The organism is Weissella sp. ESL1156, from assembly GCF_058505625.1.
On record NZ_CP196372.1, the window covers coordinates 259,619 to 283,467 of the forward strand.

20 protein-coding genes and 1 riboswitch are annotated in these 23,849 nt (G+C 37.0%); of the genes, 16 read left to right on the forward strand and 4 right to left on the reverse strand.

Annotation, left to right across the window (positions count from 1 at the left end; genetic code table 11):
• The first annotated feature begins 1 nt into the window (after position 1).
• From ACSKY2_RS01315 to ACSKY2_RS01345, 7 genes are all read left to right on the forward strand, one after another.
• Positions 2 to 175, forward strand: a complete 174-nt coding sequence (locus ACSKY2_RS01315; protein WP_489877824.1) for a hypothetical protein — start codon at positions 2 to 4, stop codon at positions 173 to 175.
• 181 nt (positions 176 to 356) lie between these two features.
• Positions 357 to 3,794, forward strand: coding sequence for a pyruvate carboxylase (locus ACSKY2_RS01320; RefSeq protein WP_489877825.1), 3,438 nt, complete (start codon positions 357 to 359; stop codon positions 3,792 to 3,794).
• Positions 3,795 to 3,939: 145 nt separating this feature from the next.
• Positions 3,940 to 4,572 (forward strand): hypothetical protein, encoded by a 633-nt coding sequence (locus ACSKY2_RS01325; RefSeq protein WP_489877826.1) that lies wholly within the window; start codon positions 3,940 to 3,942, stop codon positions 4,570 to 4,572.
• A gap of 193 nt (positions 4,573 to 4,765) precedes the next feature.
• A complete protein-coding gene (rpmG, locus tag ACSKY2_RS01330) occupies positions 4,766 to 4,915 on the forward strand; it encodes a 50S ribosomal protein L33 (RefSeq protein WP_002827335.1) in 150 nt (49 codons plus the stop codon).
• Between the two features lie 2 nt (positions 4,916 to 4,917).
• Positions 4,918 to 5,187: a 30S ribosomal protein S14 gene (rpsN, locus tag ACSKY2_RS01335; RefSeq protein WP_042493910.1), complete on the forward strand. Its 270-nt coding sequence runs from the start codon at positions 4,918 to 4,920 to the stop codon at positions 5,185 to 5,187.
• Positions 5,188 to 5,331: 144 nt separating this feature from the next.
• Positions 5,332 to 6,522, forward strand: a complete 1,191-nt coding sequence (locus ACSKY2_RS01340) for a class I SAM-dependent methyltransferase (protein ID WP_489877827.1) — start codon at positions 5,332 to 5,334, stop codon at positions 6,520 to 6,522.
• Positions 6,523 to 6,677: 155 nt separating this feature from the next.
• Complete coding sequence (locus tag ACSKY2_RS01345) at positions 6,678 to 7,784, forward strand: SLC13 family permease (protein WP_489877828.1); 1,107 nt, start codon at positions 6,678 to 6,680, stop codon at positions 7,782 to 7,784.
• A gap of 264 nt (positions 7,785 to 8,048) precedes the next feature.
• Here ACSKY2_RS01345 and ACSKY2_RS01350 read toward each other — a convergent pair whose 3' ends face one another.
• Positions 8,049 to 8,705 (reverse strand): NAD(P)H-binding protein, encoded by a 657-nt coding sequence (locus tag ACSKY2_RS01350; RefSeq protein ID WP_489877829.1) that lies wholly within the window; start codon positions 8,703 to 8,705, stop codon positions 8,049 to 8,051.
• A gap of 159 nt (positions 8,706 to 8,864) precedes the next feature.
• Between ACSKY2_RS01350 and ACSKY2_RS01355 the strand changes: the two genes are divergently transcribed.
• The 6 genes from ACSKY2_RS01355 (at position 8,865) to ACSKY2_RS01380 (ending at position 16,091) form a co-directional block, all read left to right on the forward strand.
• Complete coding sequence (locus ACSKY2_RS01355) at positions 8,865 to 9,680, forward strand: AraC family transcriptional regulator (RefSeq protein WP_489877830.1); 816 nt, start codon at positions 8,865 to 8,867, stop codon at positions 9,678 to 9,680.
• A 168-nt stretch (positions 9,681 to 9,848) separates the two neighbouring features.
• The gene (locus ACSKY2_RS01360; protein ID WP_489877831.1) at positions 9,849 to 11,249 is read left to right on the forward strand and encodes a glycoside-pentoside-hexuronide (GPH):cation symporter; all 1,401 of its coding nucleotides are present in this window, start codon (positions 9,849 to 9,851) and stop codon (positions 11,247 to 11,249) included.
• A gap of 29 nt (positions 11,250 to 11,278) precedes the next feature.
• The gene (locus ACSKY2_RS01365) at positions 11,279 to 12,445 is read left to right on the forward strand and encodes a galactokinase (RefSeq protein WP_489877832.1); all 1,167 of its coding nucleotides are present in this window, start codon (positions 11,279 to 11,281) and stop codon (positions 12,443 to 12,445) included.
• A gap of 17 nt (positions 12,446 to 12,462) precedes the next feature.
• Positions 12,463 to 13,974, forward strand: a complete 1,512-nt coding sequence (locus tag ACSKY2_RS01370; RefSeq protein ID WP_489877833.1) for a UDP-glucose--hexose-1-phosphate uridylyltransferase — start codon at positions 12,463 to 12,465, stop codon at positions 13,972 to 13,974.
• Positions 13,975 to 14,053: 79 nt separating this feature from the next.
• Complete coding sequence (locus ACSKY2_RS01375) at positions 14,054 to 14,626, forward strand: TetR/AcrR family transcriptional regulator (RefSeq protein ID WP_489877834.1); 573 nt, start codon at positions 14,054 to 14,056, stop codon at positions 14,624 to 14,626.
• A 130-nt stretch (positions 14,627 to 14,756) separates the two neighbouring features.
• On the forward strand, positions 14,757 to 16,091 hold the full coding sequence (locus ACSKY2_RS01380) for a dihydrolipoyl dehydrogenase family protein (protein ID WP_489877835.1): 1,335 nt from the start codon (positions 14,757 to 14,759) through the stop codon (positions 16,089 to 16,091).
• A 157-nt stretch (positions 16,092 to 16,248) separates the two neighbouring features.
• Here ACSKY2_RS01380 and ACSKY2_RS01385 read toward each other — a convergent pair whose 3' ends face one another.
• On the reverse strand, positions 16,249 to 17,970 hold the full coding sequence (locus ACSKY2_RS01385) for a hypothetical protein (RefSeq protein ID WP_489877836.1): 1,722 nt from the start codon (positions 17,968 to 17,970) through the stop codon (positions 16,249 to 16,251).
• A gap of 106 nt (positions 17,971 to 18,076) precedes the next feature.
• On the opposite strand from ACSKY2_RS01385, the gene ACSKY2_RS01390 reads away from it, so the two are divergent.
• The gene (locus ACSKY2_RS01390) at positions 18,077 to 18,715 is read left to right on the forward strand and encodes a pyridoxamine 5'-phosphate oxidase family protein (RefSeq protein ID WP_489877837.1); all 639 of its coding nucleotides are present in this window, start codon (positions 18,077 to 18,079) and stop codon (positions 18,713 to 18,715) included.
• A 35-nt stretch (positions 18,716 to 18,750) separates the two neighbouring features.
• Positions 18,751 to 18,795: riboswitch (PreQ1 riboswitch) on the forward strand.
• An 8-nt stretch (positions 18,796 to 18,803) separates the two neighbouring features.
• Positions 18,804 to 19,304 (forward strand): QueT transporter family protein, encoded by a 501-nt coding sequence (locus tag ACSKY2_RS01395; RefSeq protein ID WP_489877838.1) that lies wholly within the window; start codon positions 18,804 to 18,806, stop codon positions 19,302 to 19,304.
• 71 nt (positions 19,305 to 19,375) lie between these two features.
• Here the strand turns inward: ACSKY2_RS01395 and lepA are convergent, their stop codons facing one another.
• Positions 19,376 to 21,157 carry a translation elongation factor 4 gene (gene lepA, locus ACSKY2_RS01400; protein WP_489877839.1) on the reverse strand — a complete coding sequence of 594 codons (1,782 nt, stop codon included), beginning with the start codon at positions 21,155 to 21,157 and terminating at the stop codon, positions 19,376 to 19,378.
• Between the two features lie 258 nt (positions 21,158 to 21,415).
• Between lepA and ACSKY2_RS01405 the strand changes: the two genes are divergently transcribed.
• Entirely contained in the window at positions 21,416 to 21,685 is a 270-nt protein-coding gene (locus ACSKY2_RS01405) for a helix-turn-helix domain-containing protein (RefSeq protein ID WP_489839685.1), read from the forward strand.
• Positions 21,686 to 21,790: 105 nt separating this feature from the next.
• Here ACSKY2_RS01405 and ACSKY2_RS01410 read toward each other — a convergent pair whose 3' ends face one another.
• Positions 21,791 to 23,725, reverse strand: coding sequence for a glycoside-pentoside-hexuronide (GPH):cation symporter (locus tag ACSKY2_RS01410; RefSeq protein ID WP_489839684.1), 1,935 nt, complete (start codon positions 23,723 to 23,725; stop codon positions 21,791 to 21,793).
• Positions 23,726 to 23,849: the final 124 nt, after the last annotated feature.

Below are 23,849 nucleotides of genomic sequence, written 5' to 3' on the forward strand. Positions count from 1 at the left end.
TATGCTTTTTCTAATTATTATGTTGCTAATCGGTGTCTGGTGGTGGCGTCGTTCTCAACGCTTAAAGCGTCTAGCAGTCAAGATTCAAAATGCTGAGTTTTCTAATGATTATCAAAGTGATCAAAAAAATAATCAAGTTTTTGATGGCGAATTTGAGGAAATTAAGCGTCACTAATTGCAATGATGTATTAAAATTGGATTAATGATCGTTTAGTTTATAAAATATGTTACAGTTTAGCGTTATGTACGAAATTTTTTGTCGTATGTAACGCTTTTTCTGATAAAATAAATGAAAGCATTATTATTTAAATGAGATGTTTTTCATAAAGTAAGTCATAAGGGGAGAATAAAAGCAAATGGAAAAGTTGTTGATTGCAAATCGAGGTGAAATAGCTGTCCGTATTATTCGTGCAGCAAAAGAACTCGGTATTAAAACGGTTGCTATCTTTGCAAAAGAAGATGAATTTGCTGTACATCGATTTAAAGCTGATGAAGCTTATCAAGTCGGTGCTGGTAAAGCACCCATTGCTGCTTATTTGGATATTGCGGATATCATTCGCATTGCAAAAGAAGCTGGTGCCGATGCAATCCATCCAGGCTATGGTTTTTTATCTGAAAATGATGAATTTGCAGCTGCTGTCACTGCTGCTGGTATCAAGTTTGTTGGGCCAACAGTTGCACATTTAAAGATGTTTGGGGACAAAATTACTGCAAAACAAATTGCAATGAAAGCAGATGTACCAACCGTGCCAGGAACTGATCATCCAGTGGCAGATGTGGCAGAAGCATTGGCTTTTGGTAAAACGCATGGTTATCCATTATTTGTAAAGTCAGCTGCTGGTGGCGGTGGCCGTGGTATGCGTGTTGTTGAACATGAAGCAGAGTTAAAAGAAGCCTTCGAACGTGCAGCATCAGAAGCAAAGCAAAGTTTTGGTAAACCTGATATTTATTTAGAGAAATATTTGCGTGATCCCAAGCATGTTGAGATTCAGATATTGGCAGATGAGCAAGGCGAAGTGATGCATCTCTTTGAACGTGATTCATCGATTCAACGACGTCATCAAAAAATCATTGAGTTTGCACCAGCAGTATCTGTTTCTGTCGAGATGCGTCAAAGAATTCAAGCGGCTGCTTTACGTTTAATGCGTAGTGTGGCTTACCAAAGTGCTGGTACGGTAGAATTTTTGGTCGAAGGGGATGATTTTTACTTTATTGAAGTTAATCCACGTGTGCAAGTTGAACATACTGTTACCGAAGAAGTAACAGGTGTTGATATTGTGAAGTCACAACTATTGATTGCACAAGGATATAGCTTACACGAGGCACCACTAAATATTCCTGAGCAAGAACAATTACAAGCTGTGGGTGTGGCAATTCAATCACGTATTACAACTGAAGATCCAGCAAATAACTTTATGCCTGATACGGGTAAAATTGATTGGTATCGTTCACCGGGTGGAACCGGTGTACGTTTAGATGCTGGTAATGTATACGCTGGGGCAACAGTAACGCCTTATTTTGATTCATTATTAGTGAAACTGATTACACATGGTTCTGATTTCACAGCAGCCGTGGATAAAATGCAGCGTGCATTGAATGAGTTTGCGATTCGAGGTGTTAAGACCAATATTCCATTTTTGAAGAATGTCTATGCTCATCCAACCTTTAGAGCAGCTGACGCACCAACAACTTTTGTTGATAATCATGCTGAATTGTTTGAAATTTTACCTGATAAGGATCCAGAACGTAAAGTACTTCGTTATGTTGCTGAAACAACAGTCAATGGTTTTCCTGGATTAGACCATGACCGGCCAAAGGTTTATACGGCCAGTCATTACGAGTCAACGCCTGCAGTACCACTTGATGATAATCTGGTTACAGCTAAGGATGTGCTCGATGCACAAGGACCAGATGGTGTTGTTGACTGGTTAAAACAACAAGACAAAGTATTGTTAACAGATACGACAATGCGTGATGCGCATCAGTCATTATTTGCGACACGTTTACGAACAAAGGATATGACAGCAATTGCTGCCGATGTGCAACAAGCTTTGCCAAATTTGTTTTCTAGTGAGATGTGGGGTGGCGCCACTTTTGATACAGCCTACCGATTCTTAGGTGAAGATCCTTGGGAACGATTGCGTGTGTTACGAAAGCAAATGCCACGAACATTAACGCAAATGTTGTTCCGTGGTTCAAATGCGGTTGGTTATCAAAATTATCCAGACAATGTTTTAGAAGAGTTTATTAAACTATCTGCTACGAATGGTATGGATGTGTTCCGTATCTTTGATAGTTTGAATTGGTTACCACAAATGGAAAAGTCGATTCAATACGTACGCGATAATAATAAATTAGCAGAAGTTGCTATGGCCTATACAGGTGATATTTTAGATCCATCTAGAACAAAATATAACTTGAAATATTATACGGACTTTGCTCAAGAACTAGTGGCGGCAGGCGCACATATTATCGCAATTAAGGATATGGCTGCATTATTAAAGCCGGAAGCTGCTTATCAATTGGTGAGTGCACTAAAAGATAAAGTGGATGTACCCATTCATTTACACACACATGATACTACTGGTAATGGTGTTTATACCTATGCTCGCGCAGTTGATGCTGGTGTTGATGTTATTGATGTTGCCATGTCAGCCTTTTCAGGCGCAACATCACAACCATCAATGGGGGCAGTCTATTATGCTCTAACCGGCCATGATCGACAACCAGAGTTAGATATTCATGCGGCAAATCGAATTAATGATTATTGGGCAGGTGTAAAACCATACTACCGTGACTTTATGAGTGAAACATCAGGGACGCAAACAGACATTTTTGAAGTAGAAATGCCAGGTGGTCAATACTCTAACTTACAACAACAAGCACAAGCATTACGTCTTGGTGATCGTTGGAACGATGTTAAAAAAATGTACGTGACGGTTAACCAAATGTTTGGTGATATTATCAAGGTAACACCTTCATCGAAGGTCGTTGGTGATATGGCATTGTTTATGGTACAAAATGATTTGACTCCTGAACGAGTATTGGCAGAAGGTAAGACCATTGATTTCCCACAATCAGTTATTGACTTCTTTGCTGGTGATTTAGGTCAGCCTGTTGGTGGTTTTCCTAAGGCATTGCAGGCAGTTGTCCTGAAAGGGCAGCAACCTATCACGGTACGTCCGGGTGAACTGAGTGAACCAGCTGATTTTGTTGCTGAAAAAACAGATTTGCAAGCATTGTTGCATCGCGAACCAACGGATGAAGAAGTTATTTCATATATTCTTTATCCGAAGGTATTCATGGACTATATTGCGAATTATGAAAAGTTTGGCCCAATGACTGTACTTGATACACCAACGTTCTTCCAAGGTATGCGTGTTGGTGAACGCGTAGATGTACAAATGGGTGTTGGTAAAACAGTTGTTTTCCAGTTAGAAGAAATTGGTGAGCCGAATGTTGATGGTGTACGCACGCTTTACTTTGATGTTAATGGCACACCTCTAGAAGTAGATGTTCAAGATACGAGTATACAAACAACCACGGTTGTTCGTCGTAAAGCAGAACCATCGAATGAAAATGAAATTGGGGCAACCATGGCTGGTAGTGTCTTATCGGTTGCGGTTACTAATGGACAATCAGTTAAGCAAGGAGATACATTACTTGTTACTGAAGCAATGAAGATGGAAACAACGGTTCAAGCACCATTCGATGGCGTCGTGAAGCAAGTGCACGTCGTCGCGTCAGATGTTGTTGATGGTGGTGATTTATTGCTAGAAATTGAACCAAAATAATGACAATTGTAATGGAGTAAAAAGATTTGCTCAATATAACAGACCTATTTTAAAACTTGCTGACGAAGCAGTTTTTCGTTATATTGGTGTTGGAGCTTTTTGCTCTTTTTGTTTATAAAAATCATTGATGAATGAGGAGAAAAACATGCAACCGTGGTGGCAGAAAAAGATTATTGTTGGTGCAGGGATGGTTGGTAGTGCACTATTGCTATTACAAAGTATTTTAGGGACCATTGTTTGGCCAACGTATAAAATTGGACCATATCCATTAGCGATGTTGACAGCAACGGGGACGCCTTATGAATATGTTTTTAAAACCTTACAATTCATTGCTGACGGTTTAATCTTAATGACGATGGTTGCTTTAATAAAATATGCAATTGCAACAAAAAAAGATGACTTTAATCGTGATATGCGTGTATTAGCGTTAGTTTGGGTCGTTTGGTTGGCCTTTCAATTTGTCTGGTCAATCTCATTAGATGTTGCAATCACAGTTACGCCGATTTCCTTTCATGATATTATTTCTGGATTAATTATTCTTGGACTAGCTTATGCGATGATTCGTTTAGGGCAATCAGCCCGTAAAAATGGGTTTGAATCATTGAGGAATGCACTAACACTTTTGGCTATTTTATATGTTTTGTTTCACATATTAATGTTTATTGTTGAACGAGTGGGCTGGCCAATTAATGGCTTTTTGGATGTGATTGCTAATGATATTTTGGCAGTAGCGATGGGCTTTTTAAGTTGGTATTTTATGCGTTTGACAGAAGCTTAACATTGCCAAGAAAAACCAATGTTTTTGAGTTAAAAAGCTTGCTATTTATTGAAAAAGTGTGTAATATAAATATTTGTAATTTACTAGCTATATTGTAACGGCGCAAGCTTGGGGATTAGCCCAATGCAGCTAATCCTGTCGTTCAAATTAGTGGTGAGGGGCACCTCACAAATAAATTCAAGGAGTTATGTTAATGCGCATTAACATTTTATTAGAAGCCGCCGAGACCGGTGAGCGTATCTATTTGACTTCTAAGAACCGTCGTAACACGCCAGACCGTTTGGAGTTAAAGAAGTATTCTCCAAAGTTGCGTCGCGTTACTGTGTTCAAGGAGGTAAAGTAATCATGGCCAAAAAGTCAAAGATCGCTAAGGAAAAGAAGATTGAAGCAACTGTAGAGAAGTATGCTGCAAAGCGTGCAGAACTAAAGGCTGCTGGTGATTACGTTGGGTTGTCAAAGTTGCCTCGCAACGCTTCACCTGTTCGTATCCATCGTCGTGATAAGATTGATGGACGTCCACGTGCATACATGCGTGAGTTTGGTATGTCACGTTTGAACTTCCGTGAATTGGCACACAAGGGTCAAATTCCTGGTGTTAAGAAGGCTTCATGGTAAAATTTTTATCATAAGGCAAAAAAGGACAACCGCTATTTGTGGTTGTCTTTTTTTTGAAAAAAATTTAAAAATCATCTATCGCACTACTTGACAATATGGTTTACAATGGACATATATATTTTTTATTGTGAGGTGGTATAAGGAATGTTACAAAAAAGAGTTTTGAATAAGCTTCTTGCAAATGCGTTTGACTTACCTATTTCAGTGACTTATTGGGATGGTAAGACCGAAAAGTATGGTGAAGGGTTACCAAAAGTTCACGTGACTTTTAACAAGAAACTTGACTTGAAACGGATGGCAAAAGTGCCAACTTTGGAGTTAGCAGAAGCTTATATGAGACGAGATATTGAGATTGATGGTAGTATTCAAGAATTAGTGAGTGCTGCATATCGTCAATCTGATAGCTTTTTAACAGACCAAAGTGGTTTCAAAGGGGCAGTCATGAGTAAGTTTACTTCTTCTCATGACAAAGAGACTTCTAAGGAAGATATTCAAAGTCATTACGATATTGGTAATGATTTTTATAAAAAGTGGTTAGATGAAACGATGACTTATTCATGTGCTTATTGGGCAAATGATGATATGACATTGAAAGATGCACAAATCGCGAAAGTTCATCATATTCTAGATAAATTACACAGTGAACCTGGTAAAAAATTACTTGATATTGGCTCTGGTTGGGGTACATTGATTATTACGGCTGCGCAAGAATACGGCCTTGAAAGTTATGGTGTGACACTCTCTGAAGAACAATATGCTTATACTATGCAACGCGTACAAGAATTAGGTTTGACAGATAAAGTTCATGTTATGTTGAAAGATTATCGTGATATTGATCAACAATTTGACTATGTAACATCAGTTGGTATGTTTGAACATGTTGGTAAAGAAAACCTTGGTGAATACTTTAAAGACGTAGCCAAATATCTTGTACCAAATGGTCGTGCTTTAATTCATGGTATTACTGGTCAACATTATGGTGCAGGTGTAGATCCATTTATCGAGAAGTATATCTTCCCAGGTGGTTATATTCCAAATATTGCTGAGAATGTGACCCATGTTTTGGATGCTAATTTACAGCTGGATGATATTGAGCCTTTACGACGTCATTATCAGAAGACACTAGAGCATTGGTCAACAAACTATCATAAAGTTTATGATGAGACCGTCAGTGAGTACGGTGACCAATTTGCTCGCATGTGGGATTTGTACTTGCAAGCTTGTGCAGCATCCTTTGAGAGTGGTAATATCGATGTTATGCAGTTCTTAATGACAAAAGGTGCTTCAGGTCATGATTTGCCAATGAATCGTGCCTTTATGACTGCACGTGACTAATAATTAATCGTTTCATATAACATAGTCTCTTATTGCAAGGTGACTATGGTTAGGTATTTAGGGGATCAAAGCTTTCCTATATGTAGGGTTGCTTTGATCCTTTCGTTTACAATTTAATAACAGCAGTATGTGATAAGTAAGGTGAAAGGGAATTAATGATGCAAACACTGATTTCTAAAATATGTCATGACCGGACATTATGGGTGACAACCAGTCTATTAATGCTAACCATAGTTTTTGGATCAATTAACTATCAAGATATCGACACACAAACGATTCTTGCATTGTTATCATTGATGATTTTGATTAGTTTGTATGAACATGAAGGATTGCTAAAATTTATTGCTGTGACAATTATCAATAAGTGTCAATCTACCCGGCAAGTCCAACTGACAATCTTTTTATTGGTGTTTGTGAGTGCTATGTTTTTAACAAATGATGTCGCAATACTAACTTTTATTCCGATATATGTTGTCATTGCACAAAAAATGAATACAGAAGCTTCTTTACCGATTATTTTATTAACGATATTTGCCAACTTAGGTAGTTCAGTGACACCTTTTGGTAATCCACAGAATATTTATTTAACGAGTCATTATCATGTCACATTAAGTCAATTTTTTAAAATGTCATTACCGCTTGGCCTCATTAGCTGTGTCATCTTATTTTTAAGTAGCTTTTTATTCCGCTCTGAACCATTAACAAAGTTAACATTAGAGCCACCAAAGATTAAAATCAAGACAACAATTATTTTGTTAATTGGTAGTTGCATCGTTTTAGCAGGGTTGTTGCATGTGGTGCCAATCATGATATCGTTGATAACGAGTATTTTGCTAACCTTGTTTATTGATCGTAAAAGCTTTTTAACGGTTGATTACGGAATTATTATTCTATTTATCGAGCTATTCTTAATTGTTGGTGCTTTAAGTCGGGTGGCCTTTGTGACTAATTTATTTGAAAAATTGACAACGACAGCAATGGGAACTTTTTTTTCTGGTACAATATTGAGCCAATTAATTAGTAATGTGCCAGCAACGGTATTATTAAGTACGTTTACAAACCAAACTTATGCAGTCTATTTGGGTGTTTCGATTGGCGGGTTGGGAACAATTATTGCGTCATTAGCTAATTTATTAGCATGGCGTCAATACCAACGTGTTGATCGTGTGTCATTATCTTTTCCGATACGATTAATGGTTATTAATTTATTGTTTCTAGTCGTCTTTGTTGCGATTGGTATTGGTTTATTAGTCTTTCGTTAACTGATTAAATACAATACTGTACTAAAAAGGGATTGGAAAATCAGTCATTATGACCAGAAAAAAAGGCATTAATCTATCAATTTGATTGGTAGGTTGATGCCTTTAAACGTGTTCCAAAAGACTGAAGCCTTACTGTAATAACAATAGCCTTACTGTAATAACAATTACAATTAGGCAATTTCGGTTCTTCGTTGTACAACGAACCAAAATTACCTAATCATCGTGTTACAATCGGCTTCAAACCGTCTTTTGTCATACTCTGTTTTAACCATTGGTAACAATAAAACGTTCTTGCTTATGAGTAGGTGTGACAATTTCGTCAACAATTGCTTTTGCCATTGTATCACTAGTTGTTTGTGAATGACCTGCGTCATCAAATAGCATATCATCTTGACCGTACAAGATTTTGTCAGCTAGTTTACCAGGTACAAATAATTGACCGGGTGAAACACCAACCCAATTGACATTTTTAACATCCTTCAAGAAATTCAATTCATATAATTGATTTTCAGGGATGTTTTGCCAAGCAGCATTATTGGGATCAGCTTTAATATCGTCATATGAGTAATGACGATCTACTCCAGTACCTACAAATGTACTACCAGCCCCTAAAATAAAGATAACACGTGGTGCTTCTGTTTCACGTAATTCAGCAACTAGATGAGCAGCTAAATCTGTATGTTGATAGGCAATTTCAGGTGCTGTTGCAAAGGCATCGATAACAACATCAAATGCGGTTAAATCAGATTTCGTTAACTTGAATGCATCAGTTTCAATAATTGCAATATCCGAACCAAGTGTTTGCTTTGCTTTAGCAGCATTGCGGACGATGGCGGTTACATCTAAACCTGCAGCCTGAGCGGCTTGAAAGATGGCCGATCCAGCCATCCCCGTTGCACCAATAATACCAACTTTTGTCATGAGAAACCTCCAAATAACTTTTATTTTAATTACATTTTATAAGTAAATAATCAAAAAAGCAAACGGTATGGCAAACAATTAGGCAAAGAATCTATAATAGACTAGAATAAAAGAGAAATTATTATTTTCAATAATATAAAAATGAAGTGAGGAAAATTTATGCGTGCATATTTTAATTTAGATGCAAATGATTTTCCAGTAACCGTTGAACATATCGGTGCAGAGTGGCAACAAGATCAAATTATTCGTTATCAGGGATTTCCCCATTTCCATTGGTTACAAACACAAAAAGGTGTTGGTAATTTTTGGATTGGCAATACACGCTTGACTTTGCCAGAAAAAGCTGGTGTTTTAGTATCTCCTGGTGTGCCACATCGTTATGAATCAATGCAAAAAAATGAACCTTGGGAAGTCATGTTTGTAACATTTCAGGGAAAGTTTGCAGATGATTTTAATCAACAGATGTTAAATCATGAATATGTGTATATTCCTGCTGAAAGAGGAGATGAATTCGTTCAACAAGTCGAAAAAATCATCAGTTGTTTAAATGAAAATCCACTAGACAAAGAATGGGTATCGGCCCTGTCATACTATTTATTGTTATCACTTGGTCGTGAAGAGGCACATCATGTTAATAGTCAGCATCCAGATTTTGAGCGATACGTCAAACCAGCCATGGATTATATGTCAACAAATTTTGCGGGTCACTTGACAATTACGTCAGTTGCGAAATATTTAAATGTGACGCCACAATATTTAGACCGTGTGTTTCAAAAAATTATGAATTTAAGCCCACAAGAATACTTATTACAAGTGAGATTAAGTAATGCTAAGAAATTATTAGTTTCACAAAAACATCTACGTATTATGGCCGTTGCGAATGAAAGTGGCTTTCGTGACGCTGCTTATTTTAGTCGGGTCTTTAAGCGAGAAACTGGCGTGACCCCGTTAAATTTCCGTAAATGGCAAACGTAATTTTGAAGTCACCATATTGCGATAAATTGAACATAATTTCAATTTGTCCTTTTTTTTGGTTTAAATTGCGCAAATTTAAACCTAAAAGCGCTTTATCATTGTAAGAGTAGATAGTTCACAATTTGTGTTTTGGAGGTTTTTTTTAAGATGAAATAGGTAAAACAGTACTTGTCCTATGCGGCGGGTGCTTTTGGTCACGATGCGTTTTATGCAACATTGAGTACGTATTTTATGATGTTTGTGACGAGTCAGTTGTTTAACACATCTGATTCAGCGTTTAATGATAAGATGATTGGTTGGGTAACAACTTTAATCGTGGTATTACGAATAGTTGAAATTATTTTTGACCCAGTGATTGGGGGAATTGTTGATAATACCCGTACACGTTGGGGAAAGTTTAAGCCATGGTTGGTCGTTGCCGGATTAATTAGTTCAATCTTATTAGTTGTCATCTTTACTAATTTTGGTGGTTTAAATGTTAGTCATCCAGTGTTGTACATTGTGCTATTTGGGATTGTCTTTATTACGTTAGATGGATTTTACTCGTTTAAAGACGTGGCATTTTGGTCAATGTTGCCAGCGCTATCATTGGATAGTAAGAAACGTGAAAAGTTTGGTACGATTGCACGATTTGGGTCAACGCTTGGTCAACAAGGGGTCCAAATCGTTGTGATTCCTTTGGTAACATTCTTTTCATTAGCCTTTGTTGGTTCACATGCTGAAACAAAAACAGGTTGGTTTTGGTTTGCTGTTGTCATTGCCATTGTTGCTTATGCTGGCGCCTTGTTAACTGTTTGGGGTACCAAAGAAGAAGATAATATTGTGCGTAAGAATACTGAGAAATCAGGGATTAAAGCAATCTTTACGGCTGTTGCCAAAAACGATCAATTGATGTGGCAAGCGTTATCTTATTTCTTGTTTGCGTTAGCTTATGTTTCAACAAATTCAATGTTGTTGTATTACTTTAAGTATGTAATGGGTGCTGGTGATAAATTCTACTTGGTTGGTATTTTTACGGCCGTTGAAGGAATCATCGCTGTTGCCATCTTCCCAACGTTATCAAAGTTTTTCTCACGTCGTACAATTTTCTTATCAGGTGCGATTATTATGTTGGTCGGCTACGCTTTGTTCTTATTCGCATCAAGTAGTTTGCCACTTGTTATTTTAGCTATTACGTTATTCTTCTCACCATATCCTATTTTGTTCTTGGTCGTCTTAATGACGATTACTGATTCAGTTGAGTATGGTCAGTGGAAGTTAGGGATTCGTAATGAGTCAGTCACCTTATCACTTCGTCCATTAATTGACAAATTAGCTGGTGCTTTTGCCAATGGTATTGTTGGTGTTGCTGCTGTAGCTGCCGGTATGACCGGATCAGCAAAACCAGAAGATATTACAGCCAGTGGATTACAATCATTTAATTTATTTATGTTCTACATTCCCATTGTATTGATTGTTATCTCGGTTATTATCTATTGGTTCAAAGTAACCTTAACTGAAAAAAAGCACGCAGAAATAGTTCGTCAACTTGAGGAACGATTAGTTAAAGAAGAAGTAGAAAAAAATTAATTGAAAAGGATTAAACAAGGTAATTTATCATGACACTTACAAAAGAATTAGGTGAGTCATTCCAACGTCGTTTCGGTCACCCTGCAGAAAAGTTTTTCTTTTCACCTGGTCGTGTTAATTTGATTGGTGAACATACGGATTATAATGGTGGTCACGTCTTTCCAGCAGCAATTAGTGTTGGAACATATGCAGCTGTTTCATTACGTGATGATAATGAAATTCATGCTGTTTCGGCAAATTTTAAAGATGCTGGTATGGTCACCTTTGATAAAGGTGATTTAGCACTACGTCAATATGATAGTTGGGTAAAGTATGTTCGTGGTGTGATTAGTGAATTAAGTAAATTAGGCCACGAAGTACCACGTGGCTTTAATTTGGCTATCGTTGGTGATATGCCAACAGCTTCAGGATTATCATCATCTGCTTCATTGGAATTGCTAATTGGTGTCATGTTGAATGATTTATTCGATTATGGCATGGACACACTGTCATTAGTTAAGTTAGGTCAAGCGGTTGAAAATGACTATTTGGGTTTGCAAACAGGCATCATGGATCAATTTGCTGTTGCCTTTGGTCAAAAAAAGCAGGCGATTTTCCTAGATACAAATACGATGGATTATGAAATGGTGCCAGCTGATTTTGGTGACTATGACTTAGTAATCATGACCACGAATAAAAAGCGAGAATTGGTTGATTCAAAGTATAACGAGCGCCGTGCGGAGACACAGCAGGCACTTGAAGATCTACAGACAGTGGCAGATATTAAAACACTAGGTGATTTAACTTCTGAAGAGTTTGAAAAGATTGTTGATCACATTAGTAGCCCAGTTAACCAACGGCGTGCGCGTCATGCTGTGACAGAAAATGAACGGACCGTTTTGGCAAAGGCAGCTTTGTCTGACCACGATATGCAACGCTTTGGTGAGTTGTTAACAGCCTCACACAATTCACTGCGTGATGATTATGAAGTAACGGGTGTTGAGTTGGATACGTTAGTTTCTGCAGCAATGGCACAACCTGGTGTGTTAGGTGCGCGTATGACTGGTGCAGGTTTCGGTGGTAGTGCCATTGCGCTTGTAGCTAAGTCAGAATCTGAAAACTTTGCTGCAGCAGTTGGCAAGGCATATGCTGATAAAATTGGTTACCAAGCATCGTTCTTTGTTGCAGATATTGTTGATGGGACACATGCCTTGTAGGAGGCGGAGCTGTTAAAATGAAGTCATTAAATGCAGAACAAAGTCAAATCGTTATGGATTTCGTTGCATGGGGTGTAGCCATGCATGCTTATTCAGAAAATGAGATTGTATATCGAACAAATCTAGTGTTAGCAAAAATAGGTGCCACAAGTCTTGTACAAGGTTTGACTGGGCAAACAGATACTAATTTAAGCGACTTAACTGACCAATTAGTCGCTATGCAAGCAGTTGATTTTGATATGAGTTGGCAACAAGCAATTAATCGCACAGAACTGTTAAATATTGTGACACCAACGCCGGATGTCTTAGCAAGTGAATTTAAGCGTTTATATGCGGTTGATCCTGAGCAAGCTGTTAAATACTACTACTTTATTAGTGAATCAGTTGAAAATGTGAAAGTGAAAGATATTGCACGTAATATTGCCTTTACGCATCAATCTAAGTATGGTGATATTGAGATTACGATCAATTTATCAAAACCTGAAAAAACAACTGCAGAAATTAAAGCAGCTGCGAGTGCACCAAAGTCAACATATCCACCAACCGCTTTAGATTATACGAATGAGGGTTATTTGGGAACAGTGACAGCTGCACCACGTTTAACTCATCGATTCATTCGAGATAATTTTAGCAATGAAACTTGGGGTTGGCACTATTCTCCATATGCTTATTTTGAAGAACATGCGATTTTCGTTAACTTTAAGCGTCAACCGATGCAAATGGGGCGGCGAACATTTACACGATTAATGCAAATTGTGACGCGTTATCCAATGTATATGGTCGGGTCTAATGCTGATTTACCAATTGTTGGTGGTTCAATTTTGTCACAAGAACACTATCAAGGCGGTCGTCATGAATTTCCAATGATGAAAGCCACTGTTAAGCAAGTGGTCGCACTGCCTGACTATGAAAATGTTGAAGTGGCTGTCCTAAATTGGCCAATGACAGCATTTCGTATTTCATCAGCTGATGCGGCAGACGTGGTTGCTGCTGGCGAATTTATTCGTCGAGCTTGGGAAAAGTATTCTGATGACAAACTAATGATTCAAGCAACGAGTGAATCTGGTGATCGGCAACATACAGTAACACCAATTGCACGATTTAAGAATGGACGTTATGAATTGTATTGTGTTCTTCGTGATAATGGTACTTCAGATGAATATCCGATGGGTATTTTTCATCCGCATGCGGATGTACAACATATCAAACAAGAAAACATTGGTTTAATTGAAGTAATGGGACTTGCAATTCTACCAGCACGTTTGTTAAAAGAATTGCAACAAGTTGAAGCATATTTAATTGACCGTGCATCACTTGAAGAAGTTGCTGAAAGCCATCGTCTCTGGGCAGAAGAAATCAAGCAAAACCATCAAGCTACTCCGGCCAATGTTACGGACATTGTGCATGAAGAGGTTGGTAAAGTCTTTGTTCGTGTCTTAGAAGATGCGGGTGTTTATAAAGACGATCTGAATGGTCAAGCTGGCTTAGACAGATTTATTACTTATCTCACGAGTGCTAAATTAAGTTAATTGATATTTTGTCACTAGAGTAAACACAAAATACGTGTTTACTCTTATTTTTTTTAGGAAAACAGGCTAAAATAAGAGTATGAGACAACGAGATGAAAATAAAATATCAGCTTTATCAAATGCAGCATTGGATCTAGTGTCAGAACAAGGTATTATCAACTTAAGTATTAATAAAATGGCAAAGCGAGCAGGTGTGTCTGTAGCAACAGCATATGTTTATTATGATAATAAGGCTGATTTACTTGGTAAATTATTCCAGCAAGTTCAACATCTTTTAATTAATGACATGGACATACCAGATGAAACCTTACCAATTAAAGAACAATTTGCGGCTATTTTACGACAGTATGCAAATCGTTTTAGAAACAATGTGAAGGAGGTTGAATTTCTAGCAGCAATGTTAGCAAATCCACAATTTTTACCAGCAGACTTACAAAACAGTGGGTCATTGTTAAATGAAGAATTACTGACGATCATTACAGCAGCTTATCGACAAAAATTATTAGTGACGGGGAGTGTTGATTTAATTGTTGCGCAAACAATTCAACCAATGCAATGGTTACTGCAATCGCGTATTCAAAATGGTTTAACTGTTTCGGATGCCGAGGTTGCAGACTTCATAACGATGGCTGTACGAGCTATTTTTAAGTAAGTGATTTTTATTTTTAAGTTAAAATGAATGCATCAGTGATACTTTTCTTATATACTAAGTGTAGTGGTTGATTTAAGAGATATCGGCCGATTGAGATTTTTTGTAGAAGTCCACGGGAGGAAGAAATAGAATGACAGCATATGATTATGATGTGTTATATATTGGTAGTGGTCATGGAACGTTTGATGGGGCAGCCCCATTAGCAGCTAAAGGTAAGAAAGTAGCTGTTGTTGAACAAGACCTTATTGGGGGAACTTGCCCAAATCGTGGATGCAATGCCAAAATTGCTTTAGATTCACCAGTTGCTTTGAAGCGCCATTTAGAAGAAGTTCATGGTATTGTTGTGACAGGTGATATTGACATCAACTGGGCAGCAAATGAAGCACACAAACAAGAAATTATTGCCGGTTTACCAGACTTTATCAAGGGATTATTGGTATCTTCAGATATTGATATTTTATTTGGTCGGGGTACCTTAGTTGATAATCACACTGTTAAGGTTAATGGTGAAGAAAAAACAGCTGAAAATATTGTCTTATCAACGGGTCTGCAACCTAATCGCCTAGATATTCCTGGAGGTGATTTGGCACATGATTCCGAAGAGTTCATGAATTTAACAGAAATGCCCGCTCGTATCACCGTGATTGGTGCTGGTTATATTGCCATGGAATTCGCATCAATGGCTGTGGCAGCCGGTTCAAAAGTCACAGTGATTATGCACGGTGATCAAGCCTTGAGAGCCTATCACCAACCATACGTTGAAATGATTATTAAAGACCTTGAGTCACAAGGTGTGCAATTTGTCCGTGAAGTAGAAGTAGAAGCCATTGTGGGTGGTGCGGACGGTTTAGTTGTCCGAGGTACTGATTTAAATGTTGAAACTGACTGGGTTCTTGACGCAACTGGTCGTGTACCTAACGTAGCTGATTTAGGATTAGATGAAGTTGGTGTTAAGTATAACGAACACGGCATTGAAGTTGATGATCATTTGCGGACATCTGTGCCTAATATTTATGCTTCAGGTGATGTCATCGATAAGCAGCAACCTAAGTTAACGCCAACAGCAATTTTTGAGTCAACATACTTGATGCACACGTTTGCTGGTGAGACAACCGATGCTATTCAATATCCGGTGATTCCGTCAGTTGTCTTTACGACACCACGTATTGCCAAAGCAGGTGTGTCCGTTGCTGAGGCACAAGCAAACCCAGATAAGTATACGATTGTTGAAAATGATTTGGCGGGTGACTGGTATCGTCAAGTTGATAAAGAAAAAATTGGTAAGAATACATTGATTTTTGACCAAGATCACAAGTTGGTTGGTGCAACTGAAGTGTCAAATAAGGCGGATGATGTCATTAATGCGTTGTTACCAGCAATTGAATTTAAGTTTGGCCCTGCAGAATTAGAGCGCATGGTTTACTTATTCCCATCAATTGCGTCACAAGCATGGGGACAATTATAATTAATGATTAAACCATAAAACAAAAAAGAGAATGCGATTAAAGACTTGTTGAAACCGACTGTAACAACAATGCTTCAATAAGGCTTTTAGAACACGTTTAAGGGCGTCAATCTATCAATGTGAAAGATTGACGCCCTTTTTAGCTGGTCATAACGATTTATGACTGTTTTGAAAAATTTTGTTGCTGATAACTTAAACGTAAACCAATAAGGTAACAGATAAAGAGTAACCAAGAGATTTTGGTAATATTCATTAAAAATGTAAACCATTGTGCTGGTTGATAAGATAACTGTAGGACGTTATCACCAATTTTACTGTGAACTTTTACAGTCCCAATATCAGTTAATTCATAGTCTGATGGCTTTAAGAAATGATTGTTTAGTCTTAAATGAGTGTGCGCATATTTAATAACGCTAATTGTTTTTAATCGGTTTGAATGTGCATGCCAAGCAACATATAATTGACCATTTTCAGTGTATTTAATAAATGTGTACTGTTTTGATGCAATCTGTTGACCATATTGTTCATATGGATTTTTAACTTTTTCTTTTTGATTATCTTGAATTGGTAAGTAGTCAGGGGTGGGTTTCCAAACACTATCCAGTAACACATGGAGTCGTTTATTGGCATAAAAACTTTGTCGCAAATGTGTACTGCTGGTGTCTTGATGAATTTTATTATTATCAGCGAGTACTTGCGGTGTTTCCCAAATTAAAGCTTTTTTGTTAACAATACTCATATTATTAGCCATAACCAATATGACGGCACAGAGTAGTATGGGACGCCAATATTGATTTTTTTGAAACGATCCTTGCAGATCAGTCAAAGTCATTCCTAAACCAAGTAGCAAGAGTACAGTTGCTGTAGGTAGTAAACGATATGGAAATTGTAACATACTGATAAAAGGTAATTTAAATATTGTATCCCAAGGGATAATTGAGAGCGTTAATACTAAGGAAACACTCCCAATAATCGTCACAATGCGATTGGTTAGGCTAGATTGTCGCCAATGACGAAGAACAACAATGATTTGGTAACCATATAATAAAACATATGGGAAGAAAAGTTTTAAATTATCAATCGGGAATGTGACACTACCGCGCGTTTGCGGCGTGTGGTTTCGGAAGGGCGGGAGTATTTTATTACTAGTGTAGACTTCAATAAATCCTCCCCAAACATTTGCTGTTAATAAAATTGTCAACAATGCAGCTATTAACGTTTTATAGGTTAAAATTTGTCGTTGGTTTGTTTGAAAAAATGCAATAATGAAGAAAATCATGAGTAGGACAACAAGTAATATCGAAGATAACATATGTGTTTGAATCATCAACGTCACAGCTAAAGTCATTTCAATAATGTTAACAGGATCAGTTTTATTTCTGACAAGCCTCGTCGCGACAGAAACACCAATGGGTAGTAGCGCTGCACCCCAACTTAAGAATTGTTGTGAAATAGTCCAAGTAAAAATACCATAACTTAACATATAAAGTGCTGCAATTGGTACTAAATAGCATTGTTTAATTTTATTTTGAATGAGCAGATAATACATTGAAATACCAGCAATAAGCATGACAATGAAATCTGAAATAATTTGGTAAAAAAACCAAGAACGTGTTAACCATAAAATAAAGCCATTGAAATAAGCTAGAACGGGACCATAAATGGCATTCACGATACGTCCAGACTGTGAAAAACCATACATAGAAACAAAATATTGCCAATTTTGATTGTTTATTTGTGAGGCCATATCGTAAAAACGATTAAAATGAAAAAGTGAATCTGCCCCCATAATGAGACTATGATGCAAAATCTGTGGTGAAATTATTAATAATGCACATAAAGCTAGCAACAATATGTTTTTAAAATGCCGATTAAACATAAAAACCTCTCAATTATAATAATCATTTAACTACTAGTCTAACAATAAAATTGGTGAAGTAAAAAGGGAAAATCATGGTAAAATTATTTTGTGAAGGAGGAAACAAATGTATCCTAAAAGATTTATTCAACTATTTTTAATATTTTTAATAACCATATTTATCTCGCTTTTTATTGTCGATTTATTTCACATTACTGGCTTTTTACCACAAGCAGTTGTTTTAACAGTTGTTGGTTATATTATTTTGATTATTCCTTTAACGATTTTGACGATTTTAAAGCAAAAGAAAAAATTTCGTGGTGTTGAGAAGGGTAGTCAGACGGATGTTTTCCAAAGTGCCCTGACAAAAATGGAAAATGTATTGGTTCTAGCAACGCAATCAGAAAAGGGGCATTTGACTGCTAGTATTATCACCTTTAAACAATCAGCTAGTCAAGAAAATATTTTTTACCTTGTCACAGGAGCAGAAACTGAACGAGTCGCAAATATTATTCATAATGGCATTGTCGCGTTTACGACTTGGTATAATAAAGAAGATGGTTTGAGAGTTAGTTCAAAAGAAGTAACGGCAAAAATTATTCGTGATCATCAACAAATACAGGAAACTGTGCAACAACATCCCGAAATTAAAATGCTAAGTGATAATTTTAGTAATCAAGTGATCATTCAGTTAACAATCAATGCAGCATTAATTGAATCATTTCGAGATAATCCACAAGCAGTATCGTTTCAAGTGAATGACTAGTTAGTTGCATTTCTTAAGTGTTAGTGATAGTTTTATTGTCAGTGGTTCGTAACCATCCCACTCAAAAAAACTAGGAGTAGATAATAAAATGGCACAAAAAATAAATCAGTTTCGTTCAGCTAGAAATATAGCAGTTACTGCGGTGATTGCTGCGCTATATGTTGTTGCGACTATTGCATTACCGTTTGCATCATATGGGCCGGTACAATTACGTTTTTCAGAAGCATTTAATCATTTAGCAGTCTTTAATAAACGCTATATTGTTGCAATAACAGTGGGGGTCTTCATAGCGAATATTTGGTCACCCTATGGTATCGTTGATATGATTGTCGGTACACTTCAAACAGGTGCCATGCTATCGATTTCGTATTATTTAGCGAAGCATGTTAAGCATATTGTGACTCGCTTAGTGATTAGCACAATTGTTGATACGTTAATGATGTGGGTGATTGCTGCGGAACTATATTACATGGCTAAAACGCCATTTTGGGCAACTTATGCATGGACGGCATTAGGAGAATTTGCTGCATTAGTTATTGGTGCAATTATTGTTTATATTATTAGTCGGACAGTTGATTTAGAAAAGTAAAGTGAAAAAAGATTGTATCTTAATCTTGTAACGTTAAACACGTCATGATAAAGATACAATCTTTTTTATTATTAGTTGCTATTCATTTCTAAAATGGCATCAAAGACAGATTGGGGTAGTTCAATATTACTTTTCTTAAGTCCTTGTCTACGCATTTGTTGTTGCTTTTTAGATACCTTAGTGCCTGAAGCCTGTGCTTTACGTAATGGCGGTACATCTGCACGTGCGATGGCACGACCTTCAACAATTGCTTGTACGGGCATTGCTTGCAATTTTCTTGGAATTAAATCTTTTAAACGATCAACTAATTCAATCCCCATGCGATTTGCTTTCATCCGATGCACGACGAAAGTTAATGCATCAATTTTTGCATAATCAATCGCAATATCTATTCTAACCAAATCAGATGGCTGGTACTGATCAAAGGTTGTTGATAGTGTTGCAAATCCATGCGAAACAGATTTTAGCTCATTAAAGAAGTCATAGGCAATTTCAGATATGGGCATGCGATATGTCACTAATAACATCGTGCCAATTGTTTCTAAGTCAACTAATTCGCCACGACGTGATTCAGCGAGACGCATGACGTCATTTAACATGTCATTAGGCATTGTCATTTTTGCTAACATATAGGGTTCTTCAACTTGAACGATTTGCCCATAGTCAGGAAATTGTGTTGGATTTTCAACGTAAATGGGCGTATCTTCATTTTTAATCGTGACACGATACGTTGAATTTGGCATAGTCGTTAATACATCTAATCCAAACTCTTCCTTTAAACGTTCTCGAATGATCTGTAAGTGAAAAATACCAAGAAAACCACCACGAAAGCCCATGCCTAAGGCTTCTGATTGTTCAGGCTCATACTGGAAAGCAGCATCGTTTAAGGCTAGTTTTTCAATACCAACTTTCAAATCTTTGAAGTCACTACCACGAGGATAAAGTCCAGCGTATACCATTGGTTCAACTTCTTGATAACCGGGTAATGCGACTGAAACTGGGTTTTTAGATAATGTAATCGTATCACCAACTTTAACAGCTTCAGGATCTTTGATACCAGTGACAATAAAACCAACATCACCCGTTTTTAATTGTTTGACAGGTGTCATTAAAGGTGTAAAAACACCCATTTCTTTAATATCTGATTTCACATGATTTGCCATGAATAGAATTTGATCATTGTTATTTAGTGTACCGGCAAATAATCGAGCTTGCACAATAACACCTTTATATGGATCAAATTTGGAATCAAAAACGAGTGCTTGTAGGTTATCATTTTCATTGCCAACGGGTGCTGGCACACGATCACGAATGGCAGTTAAGACACGATCAACATTTAAACCGCTTTTAGCCGATATTTTAATAATTTTATCTGATGTAAATGATGAATCCAAATCTGCTAACTGATCAATTGTTGCATGGACCTCAGCCGCAGCAGTATCAATTTTGTTAATGATTGGTACAATGACCAAATTGGCTTCTTTTGCTAACCGATAATTCGCCACAGTTTGCGCTTGGACACCTTTTGTTGCATCCACTAATAAAAGGACACCATCAGTTGCAGAAAGGCTACGTGATACCTCATAATTAAAATCAACATGACCAGGCGTATCGATTAAATTATATTGATATTCATCGCCATTCTCATCAGTATAGTAGTTACGAACGGTTCTTGACTTTACGGTCACACCATGGGCTTTTTCGACACTTAGATCATCGAGTAATTGATCTTGAGTTTCTCGTTTTGAAATGGTATTTGTCATTTCCATGATACGATCGGCTAACGTTGACTTACCATGATCAATATGGGCGATAATGGCAAAGTTACGAATGTATTTTTGACGTGTAGACATGTTGACTCCTTAAAATTGTTGTGTTCATATTATACCATTTTCATAAAAATGAATACGGCTCTAGTCAGATATTTACTTAATATACGAACTATCTAATTTTTTAAAGGGATTTAAAAGCACCATTAATATTTAAAAACGAATGAATTAATTACTTATTTGTTATAAAGTTAACTTTATTTTCGACTTTAAAAGTGTTAATATAAATCTCATAGTAGTTGGTGTTGATATTTTTAGCCTATAATTTAGGGGGAAAGAACAATGGATTTTGCAACTGGAGCAATGGGACCAAGCAGTTTACATTACAGTTTTGAAAAGTCTAATGTTACTGATTTTGTTGCTGGCGGAACACAAACAAATAAGCAACCTAAAGTGAATGAAAAGTTGATTGCACATTTTCATGACTTATGTGAGCGTCATCCAACTTGGACTTTTGGACAAATCGCTAGTGGGTTACATGTTGATGCAGCAACTTTACGACAGATAGAGATGATGACAAATAGTAAACTTCGTTCAGCTAAGGCACGTTAACGAGAAAACAATTTTTTGACGTTATTAAAAGGTCGTTGTCTACCAATAAATTTGGTGGATAACGACCTTTTTAGTTATTCAGTTATATAGATAAAACGTTTTTAATTAGTGACGGCCAAGCTTTAGAATAGGGGTTGACTGCTCTATCAAAGTATTTGGTTCTTCTAGTAATTCAAAGGTCGACAAATTATCTGAATTTGTGATTGTTACAATAACAGTATCATCCAAACCGGCATCAGTGATTGATTTATCCCAGAATTCGATCAATAAATCACCTTTATTAACATGCTGACCACGTTCAAAGTATGATACAAAACCAGTTCCTTGCAGTGTGACAGTATCTAATCCAATATGAATTAATGTCACAATACCAGTATCAGATACTAAGCCAACCGCATGGCGGGTTGAGAAAGCAATACGAATTGTTCCATCAAATGGCGCATAAACACGACCATCAGTTGGTTTGATTGCAAATCCTTTACCTAAGTCACCAGAAGCGAATGCTTTATCATTAACGGCACTTAATGGTAATAATGTACCACTGATTGGTGCGTAATAGACTGATTCACCATCTGCAAGGGTTGGCAATACTTCAGTAACTGTTTCATTAGTATCATTGAATTGCTTACCCCAAGTACGCTCTAGTTCATCAACAATTTCAGCGTGCTTTTGTTCGGTTAAGGTAACTTTCTTGAAGAAGACAAAGACACCAGCAAGAATAATCACAATTGGAATACCAAACATAATTGCTTTGAAAGTAGCTGAGTTAGCAGGTGTAATTGATGCAGCAGTGGCGCCACTTGTCATACCAGCAACAACAGCAGTTAATCCAACAACACCGTTAGAAATAGCACCAGCTAATTTATCAAGTAGAGGACGAATTGACAGTGTTAATGATTCGTCACGATGACCTAATTTTAATTGACCATATTCAACCGAATCAGAAATTGTCATCAACACAACTAAGAATACGAGTGGTTGTGGGATGGCAAATAATTCAGCAGCAACTAGGACAACAGGTAATGACTTACCGGCAAATACAAAGACAACTAAACCGACTAGCATAATGCCGACACTCCAGAAAAATAACTTACGACGGTTAAGTTTGTCAGCTAACTTAGGGAATAGTGACACAGAGATAAGACCAGTAATGACATTTAAACTTGCTAAGATAGAGAATGATTTTGAATCCCCCATGATGAAAGTAAAGTAGTAAAGTTCAAGTGAATTAACTAATGTCATACCAGTCGTGTAGAGACCGTAAGCAACAGCAGTCCACATTAATTGGTCATTTTTAAGCAAAATTTTGATAACTTGCTTAAATGTTGTTTTTTCTTTATTTTGACGAAGTTCTGAATCAACTTCCTTTGTACCAACACCAACAGCAATGGCACTAATCCAAGCAACAAAAGAGATAATAATGGCAAACCATAGCCAACCACGTGTATCCCCAGTACCACCATTGCTCTTAACAGAGAAGAAGAGTACTAACGGCATCACAACAACACCAACAAGGTTTGCGCCTAACGTTGAGCCAATTCGCGCAAAAGTAGCCGTCTTTTCACGTTCACGTGAATCAAAGGTCAAAGCGGGAATCATTGACCAAAATCCAATGTCTTTAAATGAATAAAAAATATCCATTGTAATGTAGATAATAGCAAATAGAATTAGATAAGCCATTGGATTTGATTTGTTCAAACCACCCATGCTAGTAAATAAAATGATTAGAGCAATTGAACCAATTGTTCCACCAATAACGACCCAAGGTTTAAATTTACCCCAACGAGTTCTGGTGTTGTCAATCGCATTTCCAATGAATGGATCAATAGCTAATTCGACAAAACGAAGTAAGAAAATGATTAATGTAATAGCACTAATCATTTTATTGTTGGTTGCAGAGTCACCACCACTGAACAAGTGGGTGGTGACGAACATGATGAAGTAAGTTGATAAGGTGGCAAAAAAGACATCATTACCAAAAGCTCCAAAGGAATACGACCAACGTGATAATGCGGACTGTTTATTATTTTCAGCCTTCATGATACAAAGTCTCCTTATAAAATTATAAAATTGTCAACCGCCTAATTGTAAGCGCTTTCAGATAATAAAGCAAGCTTTTCTATTTATTATAAATCTTTTACACTTTATTGGTAAGCGGTTACAA

What these genes read in the sequence shown, in the direction of transcription:
- lepA (WP_489877839.1), bottom strand. Translation starts at nt 21,157, where the DNA reads ATGTCTACACGTCAAAAATACATTCGTAACTTTGCCATTATCGCCCAT.
- ACSKY2_RS01365 (WP_489877832.1), top strand. Translation starts at nt 11,279, where the DNA reads ATGACACTTACAAAAGAATTAGGTGAGTCATTCCAACGTCGTTTCGGT.
- ACSKY2_RS01345 (WP_489877828.1), top strand. Translation starts at nt 6,678, where the DNA reads ATGATGCAAACACTGATTTCTAAAATATGTCATGACCGGACATTATGG.
- ACSKY2_RS01325 (WP_489877826.1), top strand. Translation starts at nt 3,940, where the DNA reads ATGCAACCGTGGTGGCAGAAAAAGATTATTGTTGGTGCAGGGATGGTT.
- ACSKY2_RS01350 (WP_489877829.1), bottom strand. Translation starts at nt 8,705, where the DNA reads ATGACAAAAGTTGGTATTATTGGTGCAACGGGGATGGCTGGATCGGCC.
- rpmG (WP_002827335.1), top strand. Translation starts at nt 4,766, where the DNA reads ATGCGCATTAACATTTTATTAGAAGCCGCCGAGACCGGTGAGCGTATC.
- ACSKY2_RS01320 (WP_489877825.1), top strand. Translation starts at nt 357, where the DNA reads ATGGAAAAGTTGTTGATTGCAAATCGAGGTGAAATAGCTGTCCGTATT.
- ACSKY2_RS01405 (WP_489839685.1), top strand. Translation starts at nt 21,416, where the DNA reads ATGGATTTTGCAACTGGAGCAATGGGACCAAGCAGTTTACATTACAGT.
- ACSKY2_RS01375 (WP_489877834.1), top strand. Translation starts at nt 14,054, where the DNA reads ATGAGACAACGAGATGAAAATAAAATATCAGCTTTATCAAATGCAGCA.
- ACSKY2_RS01315 (WP_489877824.1), top strand. Translation starts at nt 2, where the DNA reads ATGCTTTTTCTAATTATTATGTTGCTAATCGGTGTCTGGTGGTGGCGT.
- rpsN (WP_042493910.1), top strand. Translation starts at nt 4,918, where the DNA reads ATGGCCAAAAAGTCAAAGATCGCTAAGGAAAAGAAGATTGAAGCAACT.
- ACSKY2_RS01355 (WP_489877830.1), top strand. Translation starts at nt 8,865, where the DNA reads ATGCGTGCATATTTTAATTTAGATGCAAATGATTTTCCAGTAACCGTT.
- ACSKY2_RS01370 (WP_489877833.1), top strand. Translation starts at nt 12,463, where the DNA reads ATGAAGTCATTAAATGCAGAACAAAGTCAAATCGTTATGGATTTCGTT.
- ACSKY2_RS01395 (WP_489877838.1), top strand. Translation starts at nt 18,804, where the DNA reads ATGGCACAAAAAATAAATCAGTTTCGTTCAGCTAGAAATATAGCAGTT.
- ACSKY2_RS01380 (WP_489877835.1), top strand. Translation starts at nt 14,757, where the DNA reads ATGACAGCATATGATTATGATGTGTTATATATTGGTAGTGGTCATGGA.
- ACSKY2_RS01340 (WP_489877827.1), top strand. Translation starts at nt 5,332, where the DNA reads ATGTTACAAAAAAGAGTTTTGAATAAGCTTCTTGCAAATGCGTTTGAC.
- ACSKY2_RS01385 (WP_489877836.1), bottom strand. Translation starts at nt 17,970, where the DNA reads ATGTTTAATCGGCATTTTAAAAACATATTGTTGCTAGCTTTATGTGCA.
- ACSKY2_RS01410 (WP_489839684.1), bottom strand. Translation starts at nt 23,725, where the DNA reads ATGAAGGCTGAAAATAATAAACAGTCCGCATTATCACGTTGGTCGTAT.
- ACSKY2_RS01390 (WP_489877837.1), top strand. Translation starts at nt 18,077, where the DNA reads ATGTATCCTAAAAGATTTATTCAACTATTTTTAATATTTTTAATAACC.